Origin of the sequence: Lysobacter sp. CCNWLW3, assembly GCF_036697405.1 — a bacterium.
In the GTDB taxonomy this organism is placed as follows: domain Bacteria; phylum Pseudomonadota; class Gammaproteobacteria; order Xanthomonadales; family Xanthomonadaceae; genus Lysobacter.
On record NZ_JBAHWA010000001.1, the window covers coordinates 698,464 to 717,988 of the forward strand.

Annotated in this window: 18 protein-coding genes; 6 read left to right on the top strand and 12 right to left on the bottom strand. The window is 69.6% G+C overall.

Features of this window, described 5'->3' with window-relative positions:
- Nucleotides 1-39: 39 nt before the first annotated feature.
- From V1318_RS03120 to V1318_RS03130, 3 genes are all read right to left on the bottom strand, one after another.
- Complete coding sequence (locus V1318_RS03120) at nt 40-1,068, bottom strand: LacI family DNA-binding transcriptional regulator (protein WP_332937601.1); 1,029 nt, start codon at nt 1,066-1,068, stop codon at nt 40-42.
- 162 nt (nt 1,069-1,230) lie between these two features.
- Nucleotides 1,231-1,509, bottom strand: a complete 279-nt coding sequence (locus tag V1318_RS03125; RefSeq protein WP_332938319.1) for a BolA family protein — start codon at nt 1,507-1,509, stop codon at nt 1,231-1,233.
- 11 nt (nt 1,510-1,520) lie between these two features.
- Nucleotides 1,521-1,820, bottom strand: coding sequence for a YciI family protein (locus V1318_RS03130; protein WP_332937603.1), 300 nt, complete (start codon nt 1,818-1,820; stop codon nt 1,521-1,523).
- Between the two features lie 178 nt (nt 1,821-1,998).
- On the opposite strand from V1318_RS03130, the gene V1318_RS03135 reads away from it, so the two are divergent.
- The 6 genes from V1318_RS03135 (at nt 1,999) to V1318_RS03160 (ending at nt 9,654) form a co-directional block, all read left to right on the top strand.
- Nucleotides 1,999-3,246: a zinc-dependent metalloprotease gene (locus V1318_RS03135; protein ID WP_332937605.1), complete on the top strand. Its 1,248-nt coding sequence runs from the start codon at nt 1,999-2,001 to the stop codon at nt 3,244-3,246.
- 555 nt (nt 3,247-3,801) lie between these two features.
- Complete coding sequence (locus V1318_RS03140) at nt 3,802-4,818, top strand: ScpA family protein (protein ID WP_332937607.1); 1,017 nt, start codon at nt 3,802-3,804, stop codon at nt 4,816-4,818.
- An 89-nt stretch (nt 4,819-4,907) separates the two neighbouring features.
- Nucleotides 4,908-5,867: an SMC-Scp complex subunit ScpB gene (gene scpB / locus V1318_RS03145; protein ID WP_332937609.1), complete on the top strand. Its 960-nt coding sequence runs from the start codon at nt 4,908-4,910 to the stop codon at nt 5,865-5,867.
- On the top strand, nt 5,864-7,540 hold the full coding sequence (locus V1318_RS03150; protein WP_332937611.1) for a pseudouridine synthase: 1,677 nt from the start codon (nt 5,864-5,866) through the stop codon (nt 7,538-7,540). The genes scpB and V1318_RS03150 overlap by 4 nt, the downstream gene beginning before the upstream one ends.
- Nucleotides 7,541-7,648: 108 nt before the next feature.
- Nucleotides 7,649-8,401: a hypothetical protein gene (locus V1318_RS03155; protein WP_332937612.1), complete on the top strand. Its 753-nt coding sequence runs from the start codon at nt 7,649-7,651 to the stop codon at nt 8,399-8,401.
- A gap of 101 nt (nt 8,402-8,502) precedes the next feature.
- Nucleotides 8,503-9,654: an NAD(P)/FAD-dependent oxidoreductase gene (locus V1318_RS03160; RefSeq protein ID WP_332937614.1), complete on the top strand. Its 1,152-nt coding sequence runs from the start codon at nt 8,503-8,505 to the stop codon at nt 9,652-9,654.
- A gap of 206 nt (nt 9,655-9,860) precedes the next feature.
- On the opposite strand, the gene V1318_RS03165 is transcribed toward V1318_RS03160, so the two are convergent.
- The 9 genes from V1318_RS03165 to V1318_RS03205 form a co-directional block, all read right to left on the bottom strand.
- The gene (locus tag V1318_RS03165) at nt 9,861-11,081 is read right to left on the bottom strand and encodes an alpha/beta hydrolase (RefSeq protein WP_332937617.1); all 1,221 of its coding nucleotides are present in this window, start codon (nt 11,079-11,081) and stop codon (nt 9,861-9,863) included.
- Between the two features lie 211 nt (nt 11,082-11,292).
- Entirely contained in the window at nt 11,293-11,757 is a 465-nt protein-coding gene (locus V1318_RS03170) for a YbaK/EbsC family protein (RefSeq protein ID WP_332937619.1), read from the bottom strand.
- A gap of 452 nt (nt 11,758-12,209) precedes the next feature.
- Nucleotides 12,210-13,007: an amidohydrolase gene (locus tag V1318_RS03175; RefSeq protein ID WP_332937621.1), complete on the bottom strand. Its 798-nt coding sequence runs from the start codon at nt 13,005-13,007 to the stop codon at nt 12,210-12,212.
- Nucleotides 13,008-13,123: 116 nt separating this feature from the next.
- Nucleotides 13,124-14,788 (bottom strand): type IV secretory system conjugative DNA transfer family protein, encoded by a 1,665-nt coding sequence (locus V1318_RS03180; RefSeq protein WP_332938321.1) that lies wholly within the window; start codon nt 14,786-14,788, stop codon nt 13,124-13,126.
- 53 nt (nt 14,789-14,841) lie between these two features.
- The gene (locus V1318_RS03185; protein WP_332937622.1) at nt 14,842-15,138 is read right to left on the bottom strand and encodes a hypothetical protein; all 297 of its coding nucleotides are present in this window, start codon (nt 15,136-15,138) and stop codon (nt 14,842-14,844) included.
- A 55-nt stretch (nt 15,139-15,193) separates the two neighbouring features.
- Nucleotides 15,194-15,691, bottom strand: coding sequence for an XVIPCD domain-containing protein (locus V1318_RS03190; protein ID WP_332937624.1), 498 nt, complete (start codon nt 15,689-15,691; stop codon nt 15,194-15,196).
- Nucleotides 15,692-15,920: 229 nt separating this feature from the next.
- A complete protein-coding gene (locus V1318_RS03195; RefSeq protein ID WP_332937626.1) occupies nt 15,921-17,252 on the bottom strand; it encodes an XVIPCD domain-containing protein in 1,332 nt (443 codons plus the stop codon).
- Nucleotides 17,253-17,307: 55 nt separating this feature from the next.
- The gene (locus V1318_RS03200; RefSeq protein WP_332937628.1) at nt 17,308-17,964 is read right to left on the bottom strand and encodes a hypothetical protein; all 657 of its coding nucleotides are present in this window, start codon (nt 17,962-17,964) and stop codon (nt 17,308-17,310) included.
- 214 nt (nt 17,965-18,178) lie between these two features.
- The gene (locus tag V1318_RS03205; protein ID WP_332937630.1) at nt 18,179-19,465 is read right to left on the bottom strand and encodes an XVIPCD domain-containing protein; all 1,287 of its coding nucleotides are present in this window, start codon (nt 19,463-19,465) and stop codon (nt 18,179-18,181) included.
- Nucleotides 19,466-19,525: the final 60 nt, after the last annotated feature.

Sequence of the window (19,525 nt, forward strand, 5' to 3'; positions counted from 1 at the left end):
TGGTTGAAAACGGTTACATCGACACACAAAAAAAGGTCGTCACGCGCTTCCGCTGCGCTTGCTTTCCGCGGACGCGCTGGAGGCGCGCACGATCAGTTCCGGACGCAGGGCCTCTCGCCCCTCGTCCGCATGGGCTTCGCCGGCGATCTGCGTCAGCAGCAGACGCGCGGCGCGGGCGCCGAGTTCGGCGATGTTGACCCGCATGGTGGTCAAGGTCGGGTGGACGTAGCGCGCCAGGGGGATGTCGTCGAAGCCGGCCAGGGCGATCTCGCCCGGCACGTCCACCCCGCCCTGCGCGAACACGAACAGGCAGCCCAGCGCCATCATGTCGTTGGCCGCGAACACCGCGTCCGGACGCTGCTGGGCGCCGAGGATGTCCAGCCCGGCCCGATGGCCCGAGGCCTCGTCGAAGTCGCCCGGCAGTACCCACTCCTCGGCGTCCGGCAGCAGGCGCTGCAGCGCGTCGCGGTAGCCGCGCAGGCGCTCATGGGCGTCGAAGTTGTCGCTGGGGCCGGCGATGAAGGCGATGCGGCGGTGGCCGGAGGCGACCAAGTGCTCGACCATCGCCACCGCGCCGCCGTAGTTGTCCACGCCCAGCGAGATCACCCCGGCGGTCGCGTGCTGGGTATTGATCAGCACCGTCGGCAGCGTCGGCGCGAGTTCCTCGGCCAGCGGACCGGGCGCGGCCACGAACGGCGACATCACCAGCAGGCCGTCGACGCGGCCACGCATGGCGCGCAGCGCGGCGCCCTGCTCTTCCGGGTGGCCGTGGTAGCTGGAGACCAGCAGGTGCAGGCGGTGCTCGCGCGCGATCTGGTCGATGCCGCGCACCAGTTCGGAGAAGAACTCGCCGTGCAGGTCCGGCAGCACCACGCCCAGGGTCTGGGTGCGGCGGCTGCTGAGGCTGCGGGCGGCGGCGTGGGGGGTGTAGCGCAGTTCGTTGGCGGCGGCCAGCACGCGGCGACGCACTTCCTCGGCCACGTTGCCGTGTCCGTTCAGTGCCCGCGATACGGTGGCCACCGATACCTGGGCCACTCTCGCAACATCTTTGATGGTTACGCTGGTCACGCCCTGAACCGCCCCTCCGCGGCTGGGATGCGGGGCCGACTGTAAACGTTTTCAAACACGAGTGTAAAGTTCGCGTTATCGAATTCGGCATCTGACGCAAATCCTTGCAGGAACAAGGGATTCCGCCGTTGGCGCATGCTGCACTGCGACATCACGCGGGGCTCAAGCGCCCTCACCCGGCGCCCGCGCCTTGATCGCCAGTGCATGAATGTCGGTGATCATCATCTCGCCCAGCGCCGCGTACACCGCGCGGTGGCGGGCGATCGGGTTGAGGCCGGCGAAGGCGGCGCTGACGATCTCGACGTTGTAGTGGCCGCGGCCGTCCTGGGCGCCGGCGTGGCCGGCGTGGCGGTGGCTGTCGTCGACCACCGCCAGCGATTCCGGCGCCAGCGCGGCTTCCAGCCTGGCGCGGATCGCTTCGACGCGCTGCTCGCGCGGCAGCGGGCCGGCGCTCACGGCAGCACCCGCTTGAACGGGCGCACGTCCACGCGCGTGTAGACGCCGGCGGCGACGTAGGGGTCGGCGTCGGCCCAGGCGCGGGCGGCGTCCAGCGATTCGAACTCGGCCACGATCAGGCTGCCGCTGAAACCGGCCGGGCCGGGGTCTTCGGCGTCGATCGCCGGACACGGGCCGGCCAGCATCAGCCGGCCGGCGTCGCGCAGCGCGTGCAGGCGCGCGAGGTGGTCGGGGCGTGCCGCCAGACGTTGCGGCAGCACGTCGCTGCCGTCATACCCTTCGATGAGATACCACATGTGATTCCGGTCAACCTCCAAGCGTGATGCGGGGTTCTGGGTTCAGCAAATTGAGGGAAATCCCGATTGCATGAACACAGGGCGATCGCGTCCTAATCGCGGGTCCCGCACAGGGGAACGTGACCATCGGGACATCTTCATTCGGCGGCGCCGCCGCCATCTACTCAGGAGGAGTGACATGAAGTCGAATTCCGTGAAAGCCACGGCCGCGATCGTGAGCATGATACTCGCAGGTTCCGCGGTTGCCGCCGGCAAGCCGCTGGTGAGCAGCACCGCCACCCTGGCCAAGGCCGCCAACGAAGCCGCGCTGGAGAGCCTGCTGTCCAGCGCCTCGACCAACAACGTGCGCCTGGTCCAGGTCGACGCCAGCGCCGTGGACGCGACGCAGATCGAGATCGAACTCGACGGCCGCGTGCTGACCGCCAACCGCAACAAGGTCGAACGCACGCAGACCGGCGAAACCGTGTGGTACGGCAATTTCGGCCCGCGCGTGAGCGCCAAGACCCTGTCGGGCGTGGATCCGCTGAACTCAGCGATCCTGGTGCGCAGCGGCGACACCGTCACCGGCACCCTGCGCAGCAACGGCAAGCTCTATCGCGTGCGTCCGCTGCCGGGCGGCGAACACGCGATCGTCGAGATCGACGAGAGCCGCCTGCCGGCGGATCATCCCAACGACCACAACCGCCTGCCGACCATCCGCATGGCCGCGCCCGCGGACGACGGCCGGGTCGGCGCGCTCGGCATCCCGCCGGGGCCGACCGCGACCATCCGGGTGATGGTGGTGGCGACCAATCAGGCGGTGACGGGCTACGGCGGCAACATGCAGTCGCTGATCCAGCTGGCGGTGGCCGAGTCCAACCAGGGCTACGTCAACAGCAACGTCGGCATCAACCTGGTGCTGGCCAGCTATTCCACCACCAGTTACACCGAGTCGGGCAACTTCAGCACCGACCTGGCCCGCTTCCGCGGCACCAGCGACGGCTACATGGACAACATCCACACCATCCGCAACAGCAGCGCGGCCGACGTGGGCGTGATCGTCCTCAACAACAGCTCCTACTGCGGGCTGGCCTCGGGCATCGGCTCGACCGCGGCCACCGCGTTCGCATCGGTGTACTGGGACTGCGCGACGGGCTACTACAGCTTCGCCCACGAGATCGGGCACCTGCAGAGCGCGCGCCACGACCCAGCCACCGACCCGTCCACCAGCCCCTACCCCTACGGCCACGGTTATCGCTATCAGCCGGCCACCGGCACGCGCTGGCGCACGATCATGGCCTACAACTGCAGCCCCAGCTGCACGCGCATCAATTACTGGTCCAACCCCAGCATCAGCTATGGCGGTGTGCCGATGGGCACCGCGACCCAGAGCGACAACCAGCGTGTGCTGGTGAACACCAAGGCCACGGTCGCGGGCTTCCGCTGACCTGAACGGCCCCGCCCACCCGGGCGGGGCCGCTCTCTCGGCGCGGGCGCGATCCGGCCCGGCCAGGCCCGCGAGTCGTCCGGCCAGCCCGCACGCCCCGCTGAACGCCGGAGTACCCGGCGTGCATCTCCAGCGCCGGCCCTCCCGGCCGGCGCTGGACACTGCGGGCGCCAGCGCTTACCCTAAGTCTCAACGCCCGAGGCCGGACGCAGCGGCCCGTCGCGACAGGTTCCCCACGCCGTCGCCACGACCCAGCACCGCTGCAGACCACCGGCCCGCGCCCGCAACCCTCTCGAACTTCGTCGCCACGCGGTATGCGCGGCACGGGCCGAGCCGTTCGGGCCCAGCTCCGACTTTATTGAGTTACGCCTCGCCTTCGTCCCAGGCCGGACCGCACCCGTTGCCGGTTGGCCACAGGCACCGCCCGCGGTGCCGGATCGTCGCGCGCGGATGTGGTTGCCGAGGTCTGTCTTCACCCGGCGCCGCCGAGCCGCGAACCCCGCGCTCGTTGCGTCGCCATCAGCAGTACCCACGGCCCGGAGGGGCCGGCCCAGCATGACCAACGAAAACGTGTCCGACGAAGCGCTGCCCGACGAGAGCGCGCCCAACGCCAGCCCAGCGGATCCCTCCGCCGCCGGCGTCGAGCCCGCATCGCCCGCGCCCGACGACACCGCGCCCGCCGCCGATCCTGGCGCGGCCGCGACCGCCGCTAGCCGCCCGCAGCAGCAGGAAATGCCGCTGGCGATGATCCACGGCCAGCCGGTGCTGCAGATTCCGCAGGACCTGTACATCCCGCCGGACGCGCTGGAAGTGATCCTGGAGGCCTTCGAAGGCCCGCTGGACCTGCTGCTGTACCTGATCCGGCGCCAGAACCTGGACATCCTGGACATCCCGGTGGCGGACATCACCCGCCAGTACGTGCAGTACATCCAGGCCATGCACGAGATGCGCTTCGAGCTGGCCGCCGACTACCTGGTCATGGCCGCGATGCTGGCCGAGATCAAATCGCGCATGCTGCTGCCGCGCGCGCCCAACGAGGAAGGCATCGAGGAAGACCCGCGCGCCGACCTGGTGCGGCGCCTGCAGGAGTACGAGCGCTTCAAGAAGGCCGCCGAGGACATCGACGCCCTGCCCCGCCAGGACCGCGATACGGTGCCGGTGCAGGCCTTCGTCCCCGACCGCGCCTCGATCCGCCTGCCGCCGCCGGTGGACCTGAAGGAAATGCTGCTGGCGCTGCACGACGTGTTCAAGCGCGCCGAGCTGTACACCCAGCACGCGATCAAGCGCGACGCGCTGAGCGTGCGCCAGCGCATGGGCGAGCTGCTCACGCGCATGGCCGACGGCGTGTTCCACCGCTTCGAGTCGCTGTTCACGGTCGAGGAAGGCCGGCTCGGCGTGGTGGTGACCTTCCTGGGCCTGCTCACGCTGGCCAAGGAGCAACTGATCGAGATCGTGCAGGAAGGCCCGCTGGAACCGATCTACGTCAAGTCGCTGGCCCTGATGAAGGACCCCGACGAGATCGAGCTCAGCAGCGAGTTCGACCACGCCGCCAACGACGATCCCAACGCATGAGCCTGACCCTGCGCGCTTCCGGCGGCCGCCGCCTCCCGAACGCCGCAGCGCCGCCGCAAGGCACCCAACGGTAAGAACCCGCACGCCCCATGGATCAACATTTCATCACCCGCATCGTCGAGGCCGCCCTGCTCGCGGCCAACCAGCCGCTGACCCTGGCGCAGCTGCACGCGCTGTTCCCGGAAGACCAGCCGGCGCCCGCCGACAGCGTCGAGCAGGCCCTGGAGGCCCTGCGCGAGGGCTGCAAGGAACGCGGCGTGGAACTGGTGGAGCTGGCCTCGGGCTTCCGCTACCAGGTCCAGTCCGACGTGCACCCCTGGGTCGCGCGCCTGTGGACCGAACGCCAGACCCGCTATACCCGCGCCACCCTGGAAACCCTGGCCCTGATCGCCTACCGCCAGCCGATCACGCGCGGCGAGATCGAGCAGGTCCGCGGCGTCGCGGTCAACAGCAACATCATCAAGGCGCTGGAAGAGCGCGAGTGGATCCGCGTGGTCGGCCACCGCGACGTGCCCGGCAAGCCGGCCCTGTTCGGCACCACCAAGGCCTTCCTCGACTACTTCGGCCTCAAGCGCCTGGACGAGCTGCCGCCGCTGTCGGAGCTCAAGGACATCGGCGAGCTGGAACCGCAGCTGCAGTTCGACGGCCCGCCCGCGCCCAGCCAGATCGAGGCCGGCGGCATCGCCAGCGGCGCCGACGAGGACGCGGCCGGCAACGACGAGGTCGGCGGCGACGAAGCCGGCGACGAGCCCGCGACGGATGGCAACGACATCCAGGCCGCGGACCTCGACGATGGCGGCGAAGCCGGCGACGAACACGACAGCACCGACACCAACGGCGACGCCGGCGAATCCGCCGACGAGGCCGGGCAAGAACCCGAATCCGTCCCCATGGACGACCCCGATGCCGCGCCGGGCGAGCGCGCGGCAGACGCGAACGATCACGAGCAAGACCCTCACGCCGTCGAGACGGCGACCCAGGCCGTTGACGAGCACGTTCCGAATTCAGAGGCCGAGTCCGAAGACGACCGGCCGGAGCAACAGAAATGAGCGAACACAAACCCCGCAAGCTTTCATTGAAGCGCAGCGGTGACGCCGCCTCCACCGAGGCGCCGCGTCTGGAAGAGCGTCTGCACAAGGTGCTGGCGCAGGCCGGCCTGGGCTCGCGCCGCGCGCTCGAACAGCGCATCGCCGACGGCCTGGTCAAGGTCAACGGCGAGACCGCGCAGGTCGGCATGAGCATCAAGGGCGGCGACAAGATCGAGCTCGACGGCCGCAGCTTCGTCGCCAGCGCGCTGACCGAGCCGGCGCGCGTGCTGATGTACAACAAGCCCGAAGGCGAAGTCACCACCCGCGACGACCCCGAAGGCCGCCCGACCATCTTCGAATCCCTGCCCGCTCTCAAGGGCGCGCGCTGGATCGCGATCGGCCGGCTCGACATCAACACCACCGGCCTGCTCCTGCTGACCACCGACGGCGAGCTCGCCAACGCGCTGATGCACCCGTCGTTCGAAGTCGAACGCGAATACGTCTGCCGCGTGCGCGCGCCGGAAGGCCAGGACAAGGTCGCCGACAACATCGTCGACCGCCTCGCCCGCGGCGTCTCGCTGGAGGACGGCCCGGCCAAGTTCGACGAGATCGAACGCGTCGGCGGCAGCGATTCGCACGACTGGTTCCGCGTCGTCGTGAAGGAAGGCCGCAACCGCGAAGTGCGCCGCCTGTGGGAATCGCAGGGCTGCCAGGTCAGCCGCCTCAAGCGCATCCGCTACGGCAGCGTGTCGCTGCCGCGCGAACTGCTGCGCGGCCAATCGCAGGAACTGGCCTCCGACAAGGTCGAAGCGCTGCGCGGCGAACTGGGCCTGGAAGACGGCACCCCGTCGGCGCTGACGCTGCAGCCGGTGATCGGCCAGCGCAAGGCCGCCAAGTCCACCGTGCACCTGTCCGGCAGCGAGCGTTCGCCCGGCTACGTGGGCGGCCACAACACCGCCGACGAAGGTCGCGAACTGCGCCGTTTCGATCACGTGCGCGAGGATCGAGGCGGCCGCGGCCGCGGCGGTCCGCGCAAGCACGGCGGCCTGACGGTCAGCGGCGAAGCCGCGGCCAATCAGTCGCAGAAGCCGTTCAAGCAGCGCAAGGACAAGGGGCCCAAGCCCTTGCCGGACGGCAACCCGGCCGCGTTCCGCACCTGGTACGTGCCCGACGGCGTCGACACCGGCCCCAGCGGTCACCGCAATCCCGACAGCCGCGGCCCCAAGAAGCCCTACGGCGGCAAGCCCGGCGGTGGCGGCGGTCGTGCCGGCGCGGGTGCCGGCGGCGGCGCGCGCAGCGGCGGCGGTTACGGCGGCGGCCAGGGCCGCTCCGAGCGCGGTCCCGGCGGCGGCTTCGGCGGCGAACGCAGCGGCGGCGGCAATAGCCCTTACGGCGAGCGTCGCGGCGGCGGCGTTGGCGGTCAGGGTCAAGGCCAGGGCCAGCGCTCGCGTCCCTACGGTCACCCCGGCAATGCGCCCAGCTTCCCCTCCGACCACGCCAACCCCGGCGGCTTCAATCCCTACGGCGAGCGTCCGCGCACGCCGCGTCCGGCCGGCGGCCCGGGCGGCAAGCCCGGCGGTCGTCCCGGTGGCGCCCCGCGCCCGGGCGGCGCGCGCCCGAACGCCAACGGCCCGCGTCCCGGCGGCCCGCGCGGCGGCGGCCGCCCCGGCGGCGGTCGCGGTCCGCGCGGCTGAGCGCTGGCGACCCGTGAATGAAGAAAAGGCGCTTCGGCGCCTTTTCTTTTGCGCTCGCTCGCGCGGCCCGCATACTTCGCGCGGGGAATCGGTCGCAGGGGGGCCGGGATGTACACGCAAGCGGATTTCGTCGAGCGCTTCCGCGCGCTCGAAAACTACGAATTGCTCGATCGTCTGGCGACGTCGCAACTCACCGACGAGGCACGCGCGGCCTTGCGGATCGTGTTGCAGGAACGCGGCGTATCGGAGACCGAATTGCCGGCCTTGGTGGTACAGGCGAAGAAGGACCGCTTTCGCCGCACCGGGGTCACCAACGATTGCGACCACTGCGGCAAGTCCAACGGGATTGCGCCCGTGCACGACGGCGAGCAGACCTTTTGCAGCATCGGCTGCCGTGATCACATGCGGATCATGGAAGCCGCGGCGGACTTCGACGACGACGCCATCCATCGACACGCGCAGGCACTGCAGCACGGCCCCTGCCCGCAATGCCGACGCCAGGGCTCGCCTGTCGAGGTGCGTAGGTCCTATCACGTCTGGTCGGCGCTGTTCATCACCCGCTGGGGCACGACCAGCAAGCCTGGCTGCCGCGCCTGCGGTATCCGCGCGAACCTGCTGGACGCGGGCTATTCGGCGGCCCTGGGCTGGTGGGGCTTTCCGTTCGGTCTGCTGATGACTCCGGTGCAGATCCTGCGCAACCTCGGCGAGGCGCTGATGCGCGATCGCGCGAGGCCGCCCTCGCCGGAACTGTTGGACTTGGCGCGAGCCGATCTAGGCTTGAAAGCCCTGCGTCGGCAGCGGCTCGCCCTCGGCACCGAGAGCCGCGAGGCGACGTCGCGTTGGCGCCCCAGCGAGGACTGACGCGGCACACGTCGATCTGCGCGCCGGACTTCACATTCGCCCCATCCAGGCTTCATCGCCTGGCGCGACAGTGGCTGCGCCCTTCGATACGGATGCCCGCCATGCCGCTTCACGACTCTTCCTACGATTGCGACGTGCTGGTGGTCGGCGCCAGCTTCGCCGGCGCGGCCTGCGCGCTCGCGGCCGCGCGCGCGGGCCTGCGCGTGACCGTGCTGGAACGCAAGAGCGATCCCGGCGAGCGTTTGCGCACCACCGGCATCGTGGTCAAGGAGGCCGCCGAACAGACCTGGCTGAGCCGCGCGCCCAGCGACTGCCTGCACCGCGTCGAACGCGTGCGCCTGTATTCGCCGCGCCTGCAGAGCCTGGCCCTGAACGCGCCCGGCTACTACTTCCTCACCACCGATACGCCGCGGCTGATGCGCTGGCTGGCCGACGAACTGCGCCGCAACGGCGTGGATCTGCGCCTGGGCGCCTCGTTCACCCAGGCCGAGCGCGACGGCGACGGCTGGCGCGTCGAAGGCGTGTCGCAGGGGCTGCTGCCCATCCACTGCCGCGCGCGTTGTCTGGTCGGCGCCGACGGCGCCAAATCGCGGGTGGCCGAACGCGCCGGCCTGGGCCGGGTCAGCGAATTCCTGTACGGCATCGAGTACGAGTTCGCCGGCGCGCAGTTGCCGGAACCCGACGCCCTGCACTGCTTCGTCAGCAAGCGCTACGCGCCGGGCTACATCGGCTGGATCGCGCAGAATCCGACCGGCGTGCAAGCCGGCCTGGCCCTGCGCCACGATCCCGAGCGCGCGCGCGTGCCCGACATCGACGGCTTCCTGGCTCGCGTCGGCACATTGGTCGGTCTGCCCATCGACACGCCCGACTCGACCCGCGCCGGCTTGATTCCCTGCAGCGGCCCGGTGTTTCCGCTCGCGCGCGACGGCGCGCTGCTGACCGGCGACGCGGCCGGCATCGTCTCGCCGGTGACCGCCGGCGGCATCCATTCGGCCTGGGCCCACGGCTGGACCCTGGGCCAGGCCCTGGCCGCGCACCTGCGCGGCGGCGGGCCGGCGCCGGAGCAGGTGGCGATCGACAGCGCGCCGCGCTTCCGTACCAAGCGCGCGCTGCGCTGGGCCTTCGACCGCTTCCAATTCGACTGGCCCTTCGACCTGCTGCTGCACTCCGCGCCGCTGCGCTGGGCCGCCGAACAGGTCTATTTCCATAAGCGCGGCGCCAGCCAGGCGCAGGTGCTGCGTCGGGTGGATTGAATCGATCGCGCAGCCTTCCAGCGATCCAGCCCGTCGCCCGCTTCGCCCCCCTTTGGGAAAGGGGGATTCAGGGGGATTTGCTTCTACCAACTACGCGCACGATCCGACGGGCCCGTCGCGTTTATCGCGAAGGGATCCAAGGCTGGCGTCGCGATATTTGCCGCTGCGCGATGCCGCGGTGGTCGCCGCACCTCACGTCGACGCGGCTACTCGGCGACGCTCAACGCATCGAACCAGGCCAGCGCCGGCGCGTAAGTCAGCGCAGCGCTGTTCCAGTGATCCACCGCGCCCAGGGCGTGCAGCGACACGTTGCCGCCGTGCGCTTTCGCGTACGCATGGAAGGCCTGCGCGGACTGCGGCAATACATCGCTGTCGTCGTCGCCGTAGTAGATCCGGAACGGCGCGACCGGCGCCCAGCGATCGGTGCGATTCTCGTCCAGCGCACGCGTGAGCCAGTTGTCCCGATCGGCTTGCAGCGCGCGCAGGAATTCGGGCCGGAACAGCCGGCGCGCGTCCTCGGGCAGCACCGGCGCGAGCTGCTGCGGAGTCTTGCCGCCGTCGAACAGCGCGGGCACGGCGGCCGCGTACTCGGCCGTCAGGATTTCGTCCAGGGCATGTCCGTAGTAAGCCGAATAGGCGTTGGCGATGAAGGCGAAATAGCCGGCGTTGTTCGGCGCCGCGGCGTGCGCGGGCGAGATCTTGCTGACCACCAGTGCGCGCAGGTCGTAGGGGCCGGCGATGCCGACCGAGCCGCGCAGGCGGTAGCCGGCCAGGGGCTCGCGCTCCAGCGCACGATGCAGGGCTGCCGCGCTCTGCCCGCCTTGCGAAAACCCCATCAGATAAAGAGAGGGCGAGCCGCTGCGCTGCAGCTTCGTGGCGGCGCTGCGCACCGCGCGCAGCAAATCGATCGAGGCGTCGACCTGGGCCGCGGCGATCAGATAGGCCTGCGGCTCGCTGGACACGCCCAGGCCTATGTAGTCCGGCAAGACCACCTCGTAGCCGTTGCCGGCGAACACCGCGGTTTCCTCGTTGCCGTCGACGCGCTGCGGCTGCGAGGGCGACGCGGCGCGGGTGATCTGGGTGCCGTGCAGGTAGAGCACCGTCCCCTTCGACGCCCCGATGCCGTCGGGCACCGAGTACAGCCCGGAAGCCAGCACCGGCCGTCCCCGGTATTGGCTGCGGTAGACGACACGGTAAAGCCGGGCGCCGCCGGCGACCGCGATCTTGCCGGGGAACTCCGCCGCGATCCGCTGCAGCTGCGCCCGGTCCAGCGTCTCCAGCGCTACCAGTTCCACCAGTTCGCCGCGCCGGTGCGCGCTTTCGGCGGCGCCGGCGGATCGGACCGCCGCGGGCCGGGTGGCGCTGCAGGCGCTCAGCGCGATCGCGCCGGCGGCGGCGAGGCCGAGCAAGGCTTTGCGGAAGGGCATGGCATGGTTCCCGCTCCCGACGGTCGGCGCGGGATGGCGGGCTAGGTTTGGGTATCGGCCGCAGGCCCGCACAGTGCCATCGGTCACGCGGGCGCGATAGCGCCGCCACCGCATGGCGCCATGCGCATGGATCGCGGCGACCGCGGCGCTCAGGCCCGACGGCAGGCGGCGCCGGGCCCGGTTCGCCTAAGACATCGCCATGCGATCGGCTTCAGTGGCGCGTTAGCGCGGCCACGCGCGGATGCACCAATTGCTCGAAGTCCGACCAGGCGATGCGCATCAGCTCGCGATGACTGCCGGCATTGAAGGCGATGCGTTCCTCGCCGGCCAAGCTGTCGGCGGCGTAGACCTCCAGCCCATAGAGATTGCCGAACGGCGGCATCGCGCCGACCTCGCACTCGGGAAAGCGTTCCTTGAACTCGGCCTCGCTGGCCAGCGCCACGTATTGCGCGCCGCTGGCTTCGCGCAGGCGCGTGAGCCGCAGCCATTCGTCGGCGGGTACCACCGCCATCGCCAGGCGGCCGTCGAGTTTGACCATCACCGTCTTGGCCATCTCGTGATCGTCGATGTCGGCGCTGACGGCCGCGCCGTGCGCGGTCATGGCGTAGGGGTGAGCGAGGGTGTCGTAGGCCACCTGATGCGAATGCAGGTAGTCCTGTAGCCGTTGCGATGCCATGGCGGGCTCCTCCGTTGTGGGGAACCGGCGCCGCGGTCCGGGCCGGCCGGACGCGAGGCGCCGGCATCCGTGGGTGCGGTTACCGCGCAGGGCGCGGCTCGACCAGTGTAGCCCTCGACGCGGATGGGGGCGTGGGCGTGGCGTGAGGTCGCGATGAATGGGCGGTGGGGTGGGCGCGGCTATTTGGCGGTCCGCCGCTGCGTCGATCGCGGCTTGCGGCGCTCCCACAGGAAGCGGTGGCGCCGCGCTTTGGGGTAGGAGCGGCGTGAGCCGCGACCGGGATCGGCGCGTTGCGGCGCGGGTTCGGGATTGGGTCGATGCGCAGGACACGAAACCGGCGCAGGCGGCGGCGGTCCGGGTCGCGGCTTGCGCCGCTCCTACAGGGGGCGGCGTATCTGCGCGGGCGGATCAAGCGGAGCGTTGGGGCGGCAGCGGACCGATGCCCTGCCCGTTCACTTCAGCTCGAAGGCATCCCCGTCCAGCATCGCCGGGAAGCGCGCGCGGTGCGCGGCCAGTTCTTCGGCCTGCAGGGTGGTGGTCGACACCACTTCCTCGTCGGTGCATTCGCTGACCGGATGGCCGAGGAAGTCGATCACCGCGCTGTCGCCGGAATAATGCAGGCCGTTGCCGTCGTCGCCGACGCGGTTGAGGCCGGCGACGTAGCACAGGTTCTCGATCGCCCGCGCACGCAACAGAGTCTTCCAGGGATAGGCGCGCGCCGAGGGCCAGTTGGCCACATACAGCAGCAGGTCGTAGTCCAGCGCGCCGGGGCGCTCGACGTCGTAGCGGTTGCGCGAGAACACCGGAAAGCGCAGGTCGTAGCAGACCTGCGGACAGATCCGCCAGCCCTTCCACTCCACCGTGAGGCGGTCGCGGCCGGCGGCGTAACGCTCGTGCTCGTGGGCGTAGCGGAACAAGTGGCGCTTGTCGTAGGTATGCAGTTCGCCGTCGGGCGTGGCGAACAGCAGGCGGTTGAACACGCCCTGGTCGGTGCGCAGTTGGACGCTGCCGGTGACCGCCGCGCCCAGCTTGGCCGCCTGCTCGCGGATCCAGGCCACGGTCGGCCCGTCCATGGTCTCGGCATTGCCGATGGCCTCGTTGCTGAAGCCGCTGGTGAAGGTTTCCGGCAGCAGCACCAGGTCGGTGGTGCCGCGCAGCCCGGAGATCAGATGGCCGTAGTAGTCGCGATTGCCGGCCGGGTCGTGCCAGCGGGTGGCGCCTTGGACCAGGGAGATGCGCAGGTTCTGCATGGGGAAGGTTCGGTCGCTGAAGGCCGCGGGGGCGGCCGATGACGGACATCGTATCGCCGCGGCCGCGATCGTGCAGCCGCCGCGCCGGTGTGCGGCGGCGGCGGCCTAGCGGCGGCTCAGACCCGGATGTTCAGGGTCGGCACGCTCACCTTGGGCATCAGGCGCGAGGTGAAGTACTTGTCCTGGTAGTACTTGATCTTGTCGCACTTCACCGGGTGCGGAATGCCTTCGTACAGGAACACCTCGGTGTCGAAGCCCATGGCCTTGAGCTCCTGCGGCAGCATCAGCGCGCGGCGCTCTTCCGACTCGCTGCGCGAGAACTCGCGGCCGCGGGTGACGTTCTGCTTGCGCACCGTGGTGTAGCCGAGCATGTCGGAGTAGTCGTTGGCGTCCTGCTGCTCGCGCGGCGCGTAGATGATCTGCAGGGCGTGGTTGGTGATGATGGTGCGCGAAATGTCCTTGCCGTAGGTCGCGTCCAGCTGCGACATGCTCTGGATGATCGGCAGCAGGCGGATGTTGTAGCCGGCCATGTACGACACCGCCGAGGCGATGATGTCGACTTTGCCGATCGAGGTGAACTCGTCCATCAGCAACAGGCACTGGTGCTTGAGCGCCTTGTTGTTCTGCGGCAGTTCGCGGGTGTTGAGGTTGATGATCTGGCTGAAGAACAGATTCACGATCAAACGGCTTTCGGCCAGCTTGTTGGGCTGGATGCCGACGTAGATGGTCATCCGCTTCTTGCGCAGGTCGGTCAGCAGGAAATCGTCGGCGCTGGTGGCCGCGTCCAGCACCGGGTTGATCCAGGGGTTCAGCGGTTCCTTGAACGTGCCCAGGATCGAGGCGAAGGTCTCGTCGGCCTGCGACAGCATGTTGGCGAACGCCGAGCGCGCGTTGTCGCTCAGGAACGGACGCTGCGACAGCCCCTGCAGATAGGGCTTGAGCTCGCTCTTGCCGTCGCCCGAGGACAGGCGGTAGATCGCGCCGATGGTGGGCGCGCTGGCGAAGGGGAAGCCGATCTTGTTCTCTTCCTCGAAGGCCTCGAACAGGTACAGCGAGAACGCCATGAAGGCGTTGCGGGCCTGGCTGACCCAGAATTTCTGGTCGTCGGAACCGTCCGGGTACAGCATCGCCGCGATGCTCATCAGGTCCGAGACCCGGAACGCCGGGTCGTTGGACACGTAGGTCAGCGGGTTCCAGCGGTGGGTACGGCGGTCCTCGGCGAAGGGATTGAACAGGAAGATCTCCTGGCCCTGCTGGGCGCGCCAGCCGCTGGTCAGGTCGAAGTTCTCCTGCTTGATGTCCAGCACCACCATCGATTCCTGGTACTCGAGCAGGTTCGGAATGACGATGCCCACGCCCTTGCCCGAGCGCGTCGGCGCGGCCAGGATCACGAACTGCTGACCGCCCAGGCGCACCAGCTTGCCGTTGTACTTGCCGACCACGATGCCGTTGGGCGATGCCTTGAACATGCCCTTGCTCTGCAGGTCCATGCCGTTGGCGAAGCGCGCGTCGCCGTGCATGGAGCGCGCCTTGGGCTTGAGGATCAGCACCGCCATGGCCAGGTAGGCCAGGCCCGGCAGGCCGAAGCCGATGTAGCCGGAGGCCTTGATCTTGCCCGCGTACGGCTTGTACTGCGGCAGGTCGAGCACCCGCACGTAGTCCGTGTAGGTGCTCCACTTGAGCAGGCCGGTATCGAGTTTGAGGAACAGCAGCGCCAAATAGCCCGACAGGTACAGCCCGGCGACCAAGGCGACGAGGCCCAGGCCCAGGGCGAAGATCAGCTTCCCTTTCACGTGTTATTCCCTAATGAAGTTCCCCAAGACCCGCCCCGCCATCATCGCCGCTTCCGGCCGGGCCGGACCAGCGAGGATCGCGTGCGGGTCGCTTCTACCGGATCGCGTTCGCGTGCGCGCACGGGCTCGGGGCTGCTGGGGCTGCCCCGGTCCTGCTCTATCCTATCGTCTATCCAGTTCCTGGCGTCGCTGAGCGAGAGCTCCTGGCGCAGTTTGACGCCGGAAGACGACATCACCGCGTAAGCATAGATGTCGTCGTTCTCGAACTCCTCGTCCCGGGTCAAGGCGACGATGTGGTAGTGGCCGCGCGTCAGTACGTGATGTTGGTATTCGCTCACAATCTGGCCTCCAATGCCTGTGCAACCCCGCGGACCGGCCGCGTCTGCACCGCCCTCACAGGGAACGCGGCCCCAGCCCCAGCAGCGGTGCTTCGCGCTGCGGCTCGGCCTGTTTCTCCTGCTGCTGACGGCGGTCGCGCTGTTCCTGCTCGCGCGACAGCTGCGCCAACTGCTCGCCGCTGCGTTCGATCGGCTGCGCGGCGGCTTGTGCGGTTTCGACGTAGGTGACCCGGCGCCCGGGCGAATTGAGATCGCCCTCGACCGCGAATGCGCGCTCGCCGTCCTTGCTCAGGACGACGTGGTTGACGCGCATTTCGTTGCGCCGGGCCTCGACCGCGAGCGCGGCCGCGAGGTTGTCGTTCTGTTCGGGGGAACGCGAGGACACGGTGTCCTGGCGATCCAGGCATACCCGCACCTGCTTGAACAGGTCGTGGTTGGGATGGCTGGGACTGCTCAGCAGCGCGCGTTGTTCGGCCTGTCGCAGGTCGTCCAGGGTCTTCACCGACGCGTCGCTGTCGACCCTGCGTTCCTGTCCCTGGGGGAGTCCGTTCATGGCGCCTCCGCTGCTGCAGCCTGGCCCGTATGCTCGCGCAATCGCGAGGGTGCTTCAAGGCTAGGCGGATGCGGGACCGCAGAACGGCCCCGCATCCGACTCGCCGCCACAGCCGCGTCCCGGGGGGGCTGCACGGCTGAGGTCCGGTGGCGGGGGCGCAAGACGCGCTCCCGCGTGTAGGGTGATGGCCGCGCGTCGCCATCGGCGGCGCGACGCGCGGCCGCCATGGTCATACGCGCGCCGGCTGGCGCTCCTGCTGCGGTTGCGGCAGGGTCGGGACCGGTTGCTGCTGCGGCACGTCCTGCTGCAGGCGCTGGCTGGTCTGTTCGACGCTCTGCCCCACCGCCTGGCCGCGATCGGCGAAGGCGCGGTGGTGGGCCGGGTCGTTGAGGCCGCCCTGGACCGCGAACAGGCCGGTGCCGGTGGTGTTGGGCACCACGTGGTCGATCCGGTTCAGGCCGCTGACCCGCGCTTCGTAGGTCAAGGTGGCGGCGGCGCGCTCCATCTCTTCGCGATTGCCGAAGCCGCCGTTCGGGCCCAGGCGCTCCAGGCCGGCGACCGCCTGGCGGAAGATCGGGTTGTCGCGGTTGCCCGGATCCGACAGCGAGCTGCTGCGGGCCGGATCGGCGCCAGCCGGCTGGGCCGGCTGATCGCGACCGCGTTCGTTGGCCGGCAGTTGGTTCTGCGCGTTGCGCAGCGCGGCCAGGGTATCGCGGCCGGCGATGCCGTCGTCGGTCAGGCCCTGGTCGCGCTGGAACGCCTTCAGCGCTTCCTGGCTGCGGCGGCCGAAATGGCCGTCGGGATTGAGCTCGTTGCCCTGGGCGTCGCGATAGCCCAGACGCTTGAGCGTTTCCTGCATGTCCTCCACGGCCTGGCCGCGCTCGTTGAGCTTGAGCACGCCGTCGGCCATGGCATCGCGGCCGCCCCGGCCCTGCGCGGGCAGCAGCACTTCGCCGCGCGCCAGCCCCTGCATCACCTCGGGAGTGAGCATGCGTTCCCATTGCTCGACCGCCTGGCCGCGCTCACGCAGATGGTTGTAGCCGCCGTTGATGTCGTGGGTCGCCTCGCGCACGTTGAACTGATTGCCGTGCGGGACGACCCGGCTCTGCCAGTAGTGCACGGCGATGTTGGCGGCGTTGGCGCGGTCGGAGGCCAGGTCGGGATTGGTGGCCAGATCCAGGCCGAGTTCGCGGCCGGCGCGCTCGTAGTTGTCGCGGCCGGTCAGCTGCACGTAGCCGCGGCCGTGGAAACGCCAACCGTCGCCGGGCTCGGTGTTGCCCAGGTTGTCGCGGCCCCAGCGGCCGCCGTAGATGGTCTCGGCGATCTGCTCGCGGCCGCCGCGCACGACATCGCGCGCCTCGGCCAGGGTGTTCATGCCGTTGCGGTCCGGGAACACCTCGTGCAGGCGCTCGGCGCTGTAGCCCAGGTTCTCGTGCATGCTCGCGAAGGAGCGGGACTCGACCTGCATCTGGCCCATGAAGGCGGCCAGTTCGCGCGGGTTTTGGATGCCCGCCTCGTAGGCGCGCTGCAGCAGGTAGTCGCGGTTGCTCGGTGTAGACATTAGGTTTCCTCCTTGATGCGATCGCTATGCGTGGTGTCGGCGGTGGCCGTGCGGATCAGGGCTTGGCCGGAAGCCCGCCGCGATCGATCGCAGCGTCGCGGTCCCAACCGCGGGTGAACTTGAACAAGGTGTCGTCGATGTCGTCGACCACGCTGCCGGGCTCGCAGGCCGCGAGGCTCTCGGCCTTGGCGGCGTCGCCGCTGGCGATCATCACGCCCTGCTCCTGCAGGCCGCTCTCGCCGGAGATCGAGTAGAAGATGCGCTTGCGGCCGCCGTCCTCGAAGGAATAGGCGTAGCCGCCGGTGTTGCCGGCGAAACCGAGCTGGGTGCGCTTGAAGCGCTTGGCGTGCACGCCCTTGTCGGCCGGGAACAGGTAGTCGGGATGGCCCGCCGCGCCCTGGGCGAAATAGACGTAACCGGCCTGGTCGCTCACGCCCTTGGATGCGCACAGCGAGGCCAACAGGCCGCCGGCCAGCTTGCACGACAGCACGACGTCCTCGTCGGCCGCGCACAGCGAGCGGCCGTCGCCGGCGGGCGCCGCGGCTACGGGAGCGGTGGCGGGATCGGCTTCGACCGCGGCGGCGGTGGGCGCCGGTACCGGCGTGCTGGCGGCCGGCGTCGCGGTCGCCGCGGCCTCGGTCGGAGCGGTCGCTGAATTGCAGCCGGCCAGGACGGTCAGCAGCGCGGCGCACAAAAGATGAGCAGATTTCATAAGCTTTCCTGGAACGGAATCGATTAGCGGATTCGACTGGGGTTTCGATAGGTGGAGCCCGGCAAACGGGGTTCGCCGGCGATCGGATCGAGCTCAACCGACTCGATCCGGTGCGCCCTGCTACGGGGACGCACCGGACCGGGCCGACGGCCGCATCTCGCCCCCTCGCGGACACGGCCGTACCGGCGCCGCGCTCGCGCGCGGCGGGGTCGACTCAACCCATCGCGCGCGTGGGCGGCGGCTGGGTCTGGTTCGGATTGGCCTGCGCTTCGAGCTTCTGGCGCTGCAGGGTGTCCTGCTGCAGCTGGAACGTGGACTGCTCCAGCGGCTGTTCGCCGGCCTGTTGCTTGTTCACGTGCGCGCGGTGGTGGCCGGGGTCGTTGAGGTTGCCCTGGACCGCGAACAGGCCGGTGCCGTTGGTGCTCAAGGCGACATGATCGATCTGCTTCAGGCCGCCGACCTTGGCTTCGAAGGTCAGCGTGGCCGCGGCGCGCTCGAGCTCGGCGTGGTTCTTGAAACCGGCGTTCGGGCCCAGCTTCTCCAGCCCGCCCACCGCCTGCTTGAACATGGCGTGGTCCGGATGCGAGGGATTGGACAGCAGCGGCGTCTGTTCGGCCTTCTTCAACGCATCCAGCGTCTTGGGGCCGGCGACGCCGTCGTCCTTCAAGCCGTGCGCGCGCTGGAAGGCCTGCAGCGCTTCCTTGGTGCTGGCGCCGAAATGGCCGTCGGGGTTGAGCGCGCGGTCCTTGCCGTCGGTGTAACCCAGCGCGTGCAAGGATTTCTGCATGGCTTCGATCGCCGGACCCTTCTCGCCCGACTTCAGGACGCCGTCGGCGGCCGCGTTCGGCGCCGTGCGCGTAGCCGGCGTGGCCGGCGTCTGCGGTTCCACCGCGCGGCCGATGCGGCCGGCGGCGAGCTGTTCCATCAGCTCGGGGGTCAGGGTCTGCAGCCAGCGTTCGTTGCGGGCTTCGCGATCGGCCAGGCCGTTGGTGCCGCCGTTGACCGCGCGGGTGGCCTTGGTCACGTCCTCGCGCGCGTTCTCCGGCACGTTGTGCTGCCAGTACCAGGTCGCGATGCGGGCCGCGTTCTCGGGCTTGGCGGCCAGGTCCGGATGGTGGACCAGGTCCAGGCCCAGCGCTTCGCCGGCGGAGCGGTAGTTGTCCTTGCCGGTCAGCTGCATGTAGCCGCGGCCGCGGTATTTGTAGCCGTCGCCGGGCTCGTCGTTGCCCATGCGGCCGCCGTACATCAGTTCGGCCAGCGCCTCCGGGCGCCCGCGCAGGGCTTCCAGGCGCGCCGATTCCAGCGCCTGCGCGCCTTCGCGCATCGCCGATTTCACCGGGATCTGCGAGATGCCCTTGGTGTAGCGAAAGCCCTCTTCGAGCTTGGTCAGGCCGTGCGATTCGTGGCCGACCTGGGCCATGAAATTCGCCAGCTCGCGACGCGAGGATATCCCCGACGCCGTCGCGGCCTGCAGCAGTTGCGTTTCCCTATCCGTCGTCATGTGTAGCTCCTGGTTGACTTAGCCATATCGCCTAAACCCAAGCCCTGTCTGAACCTTCCT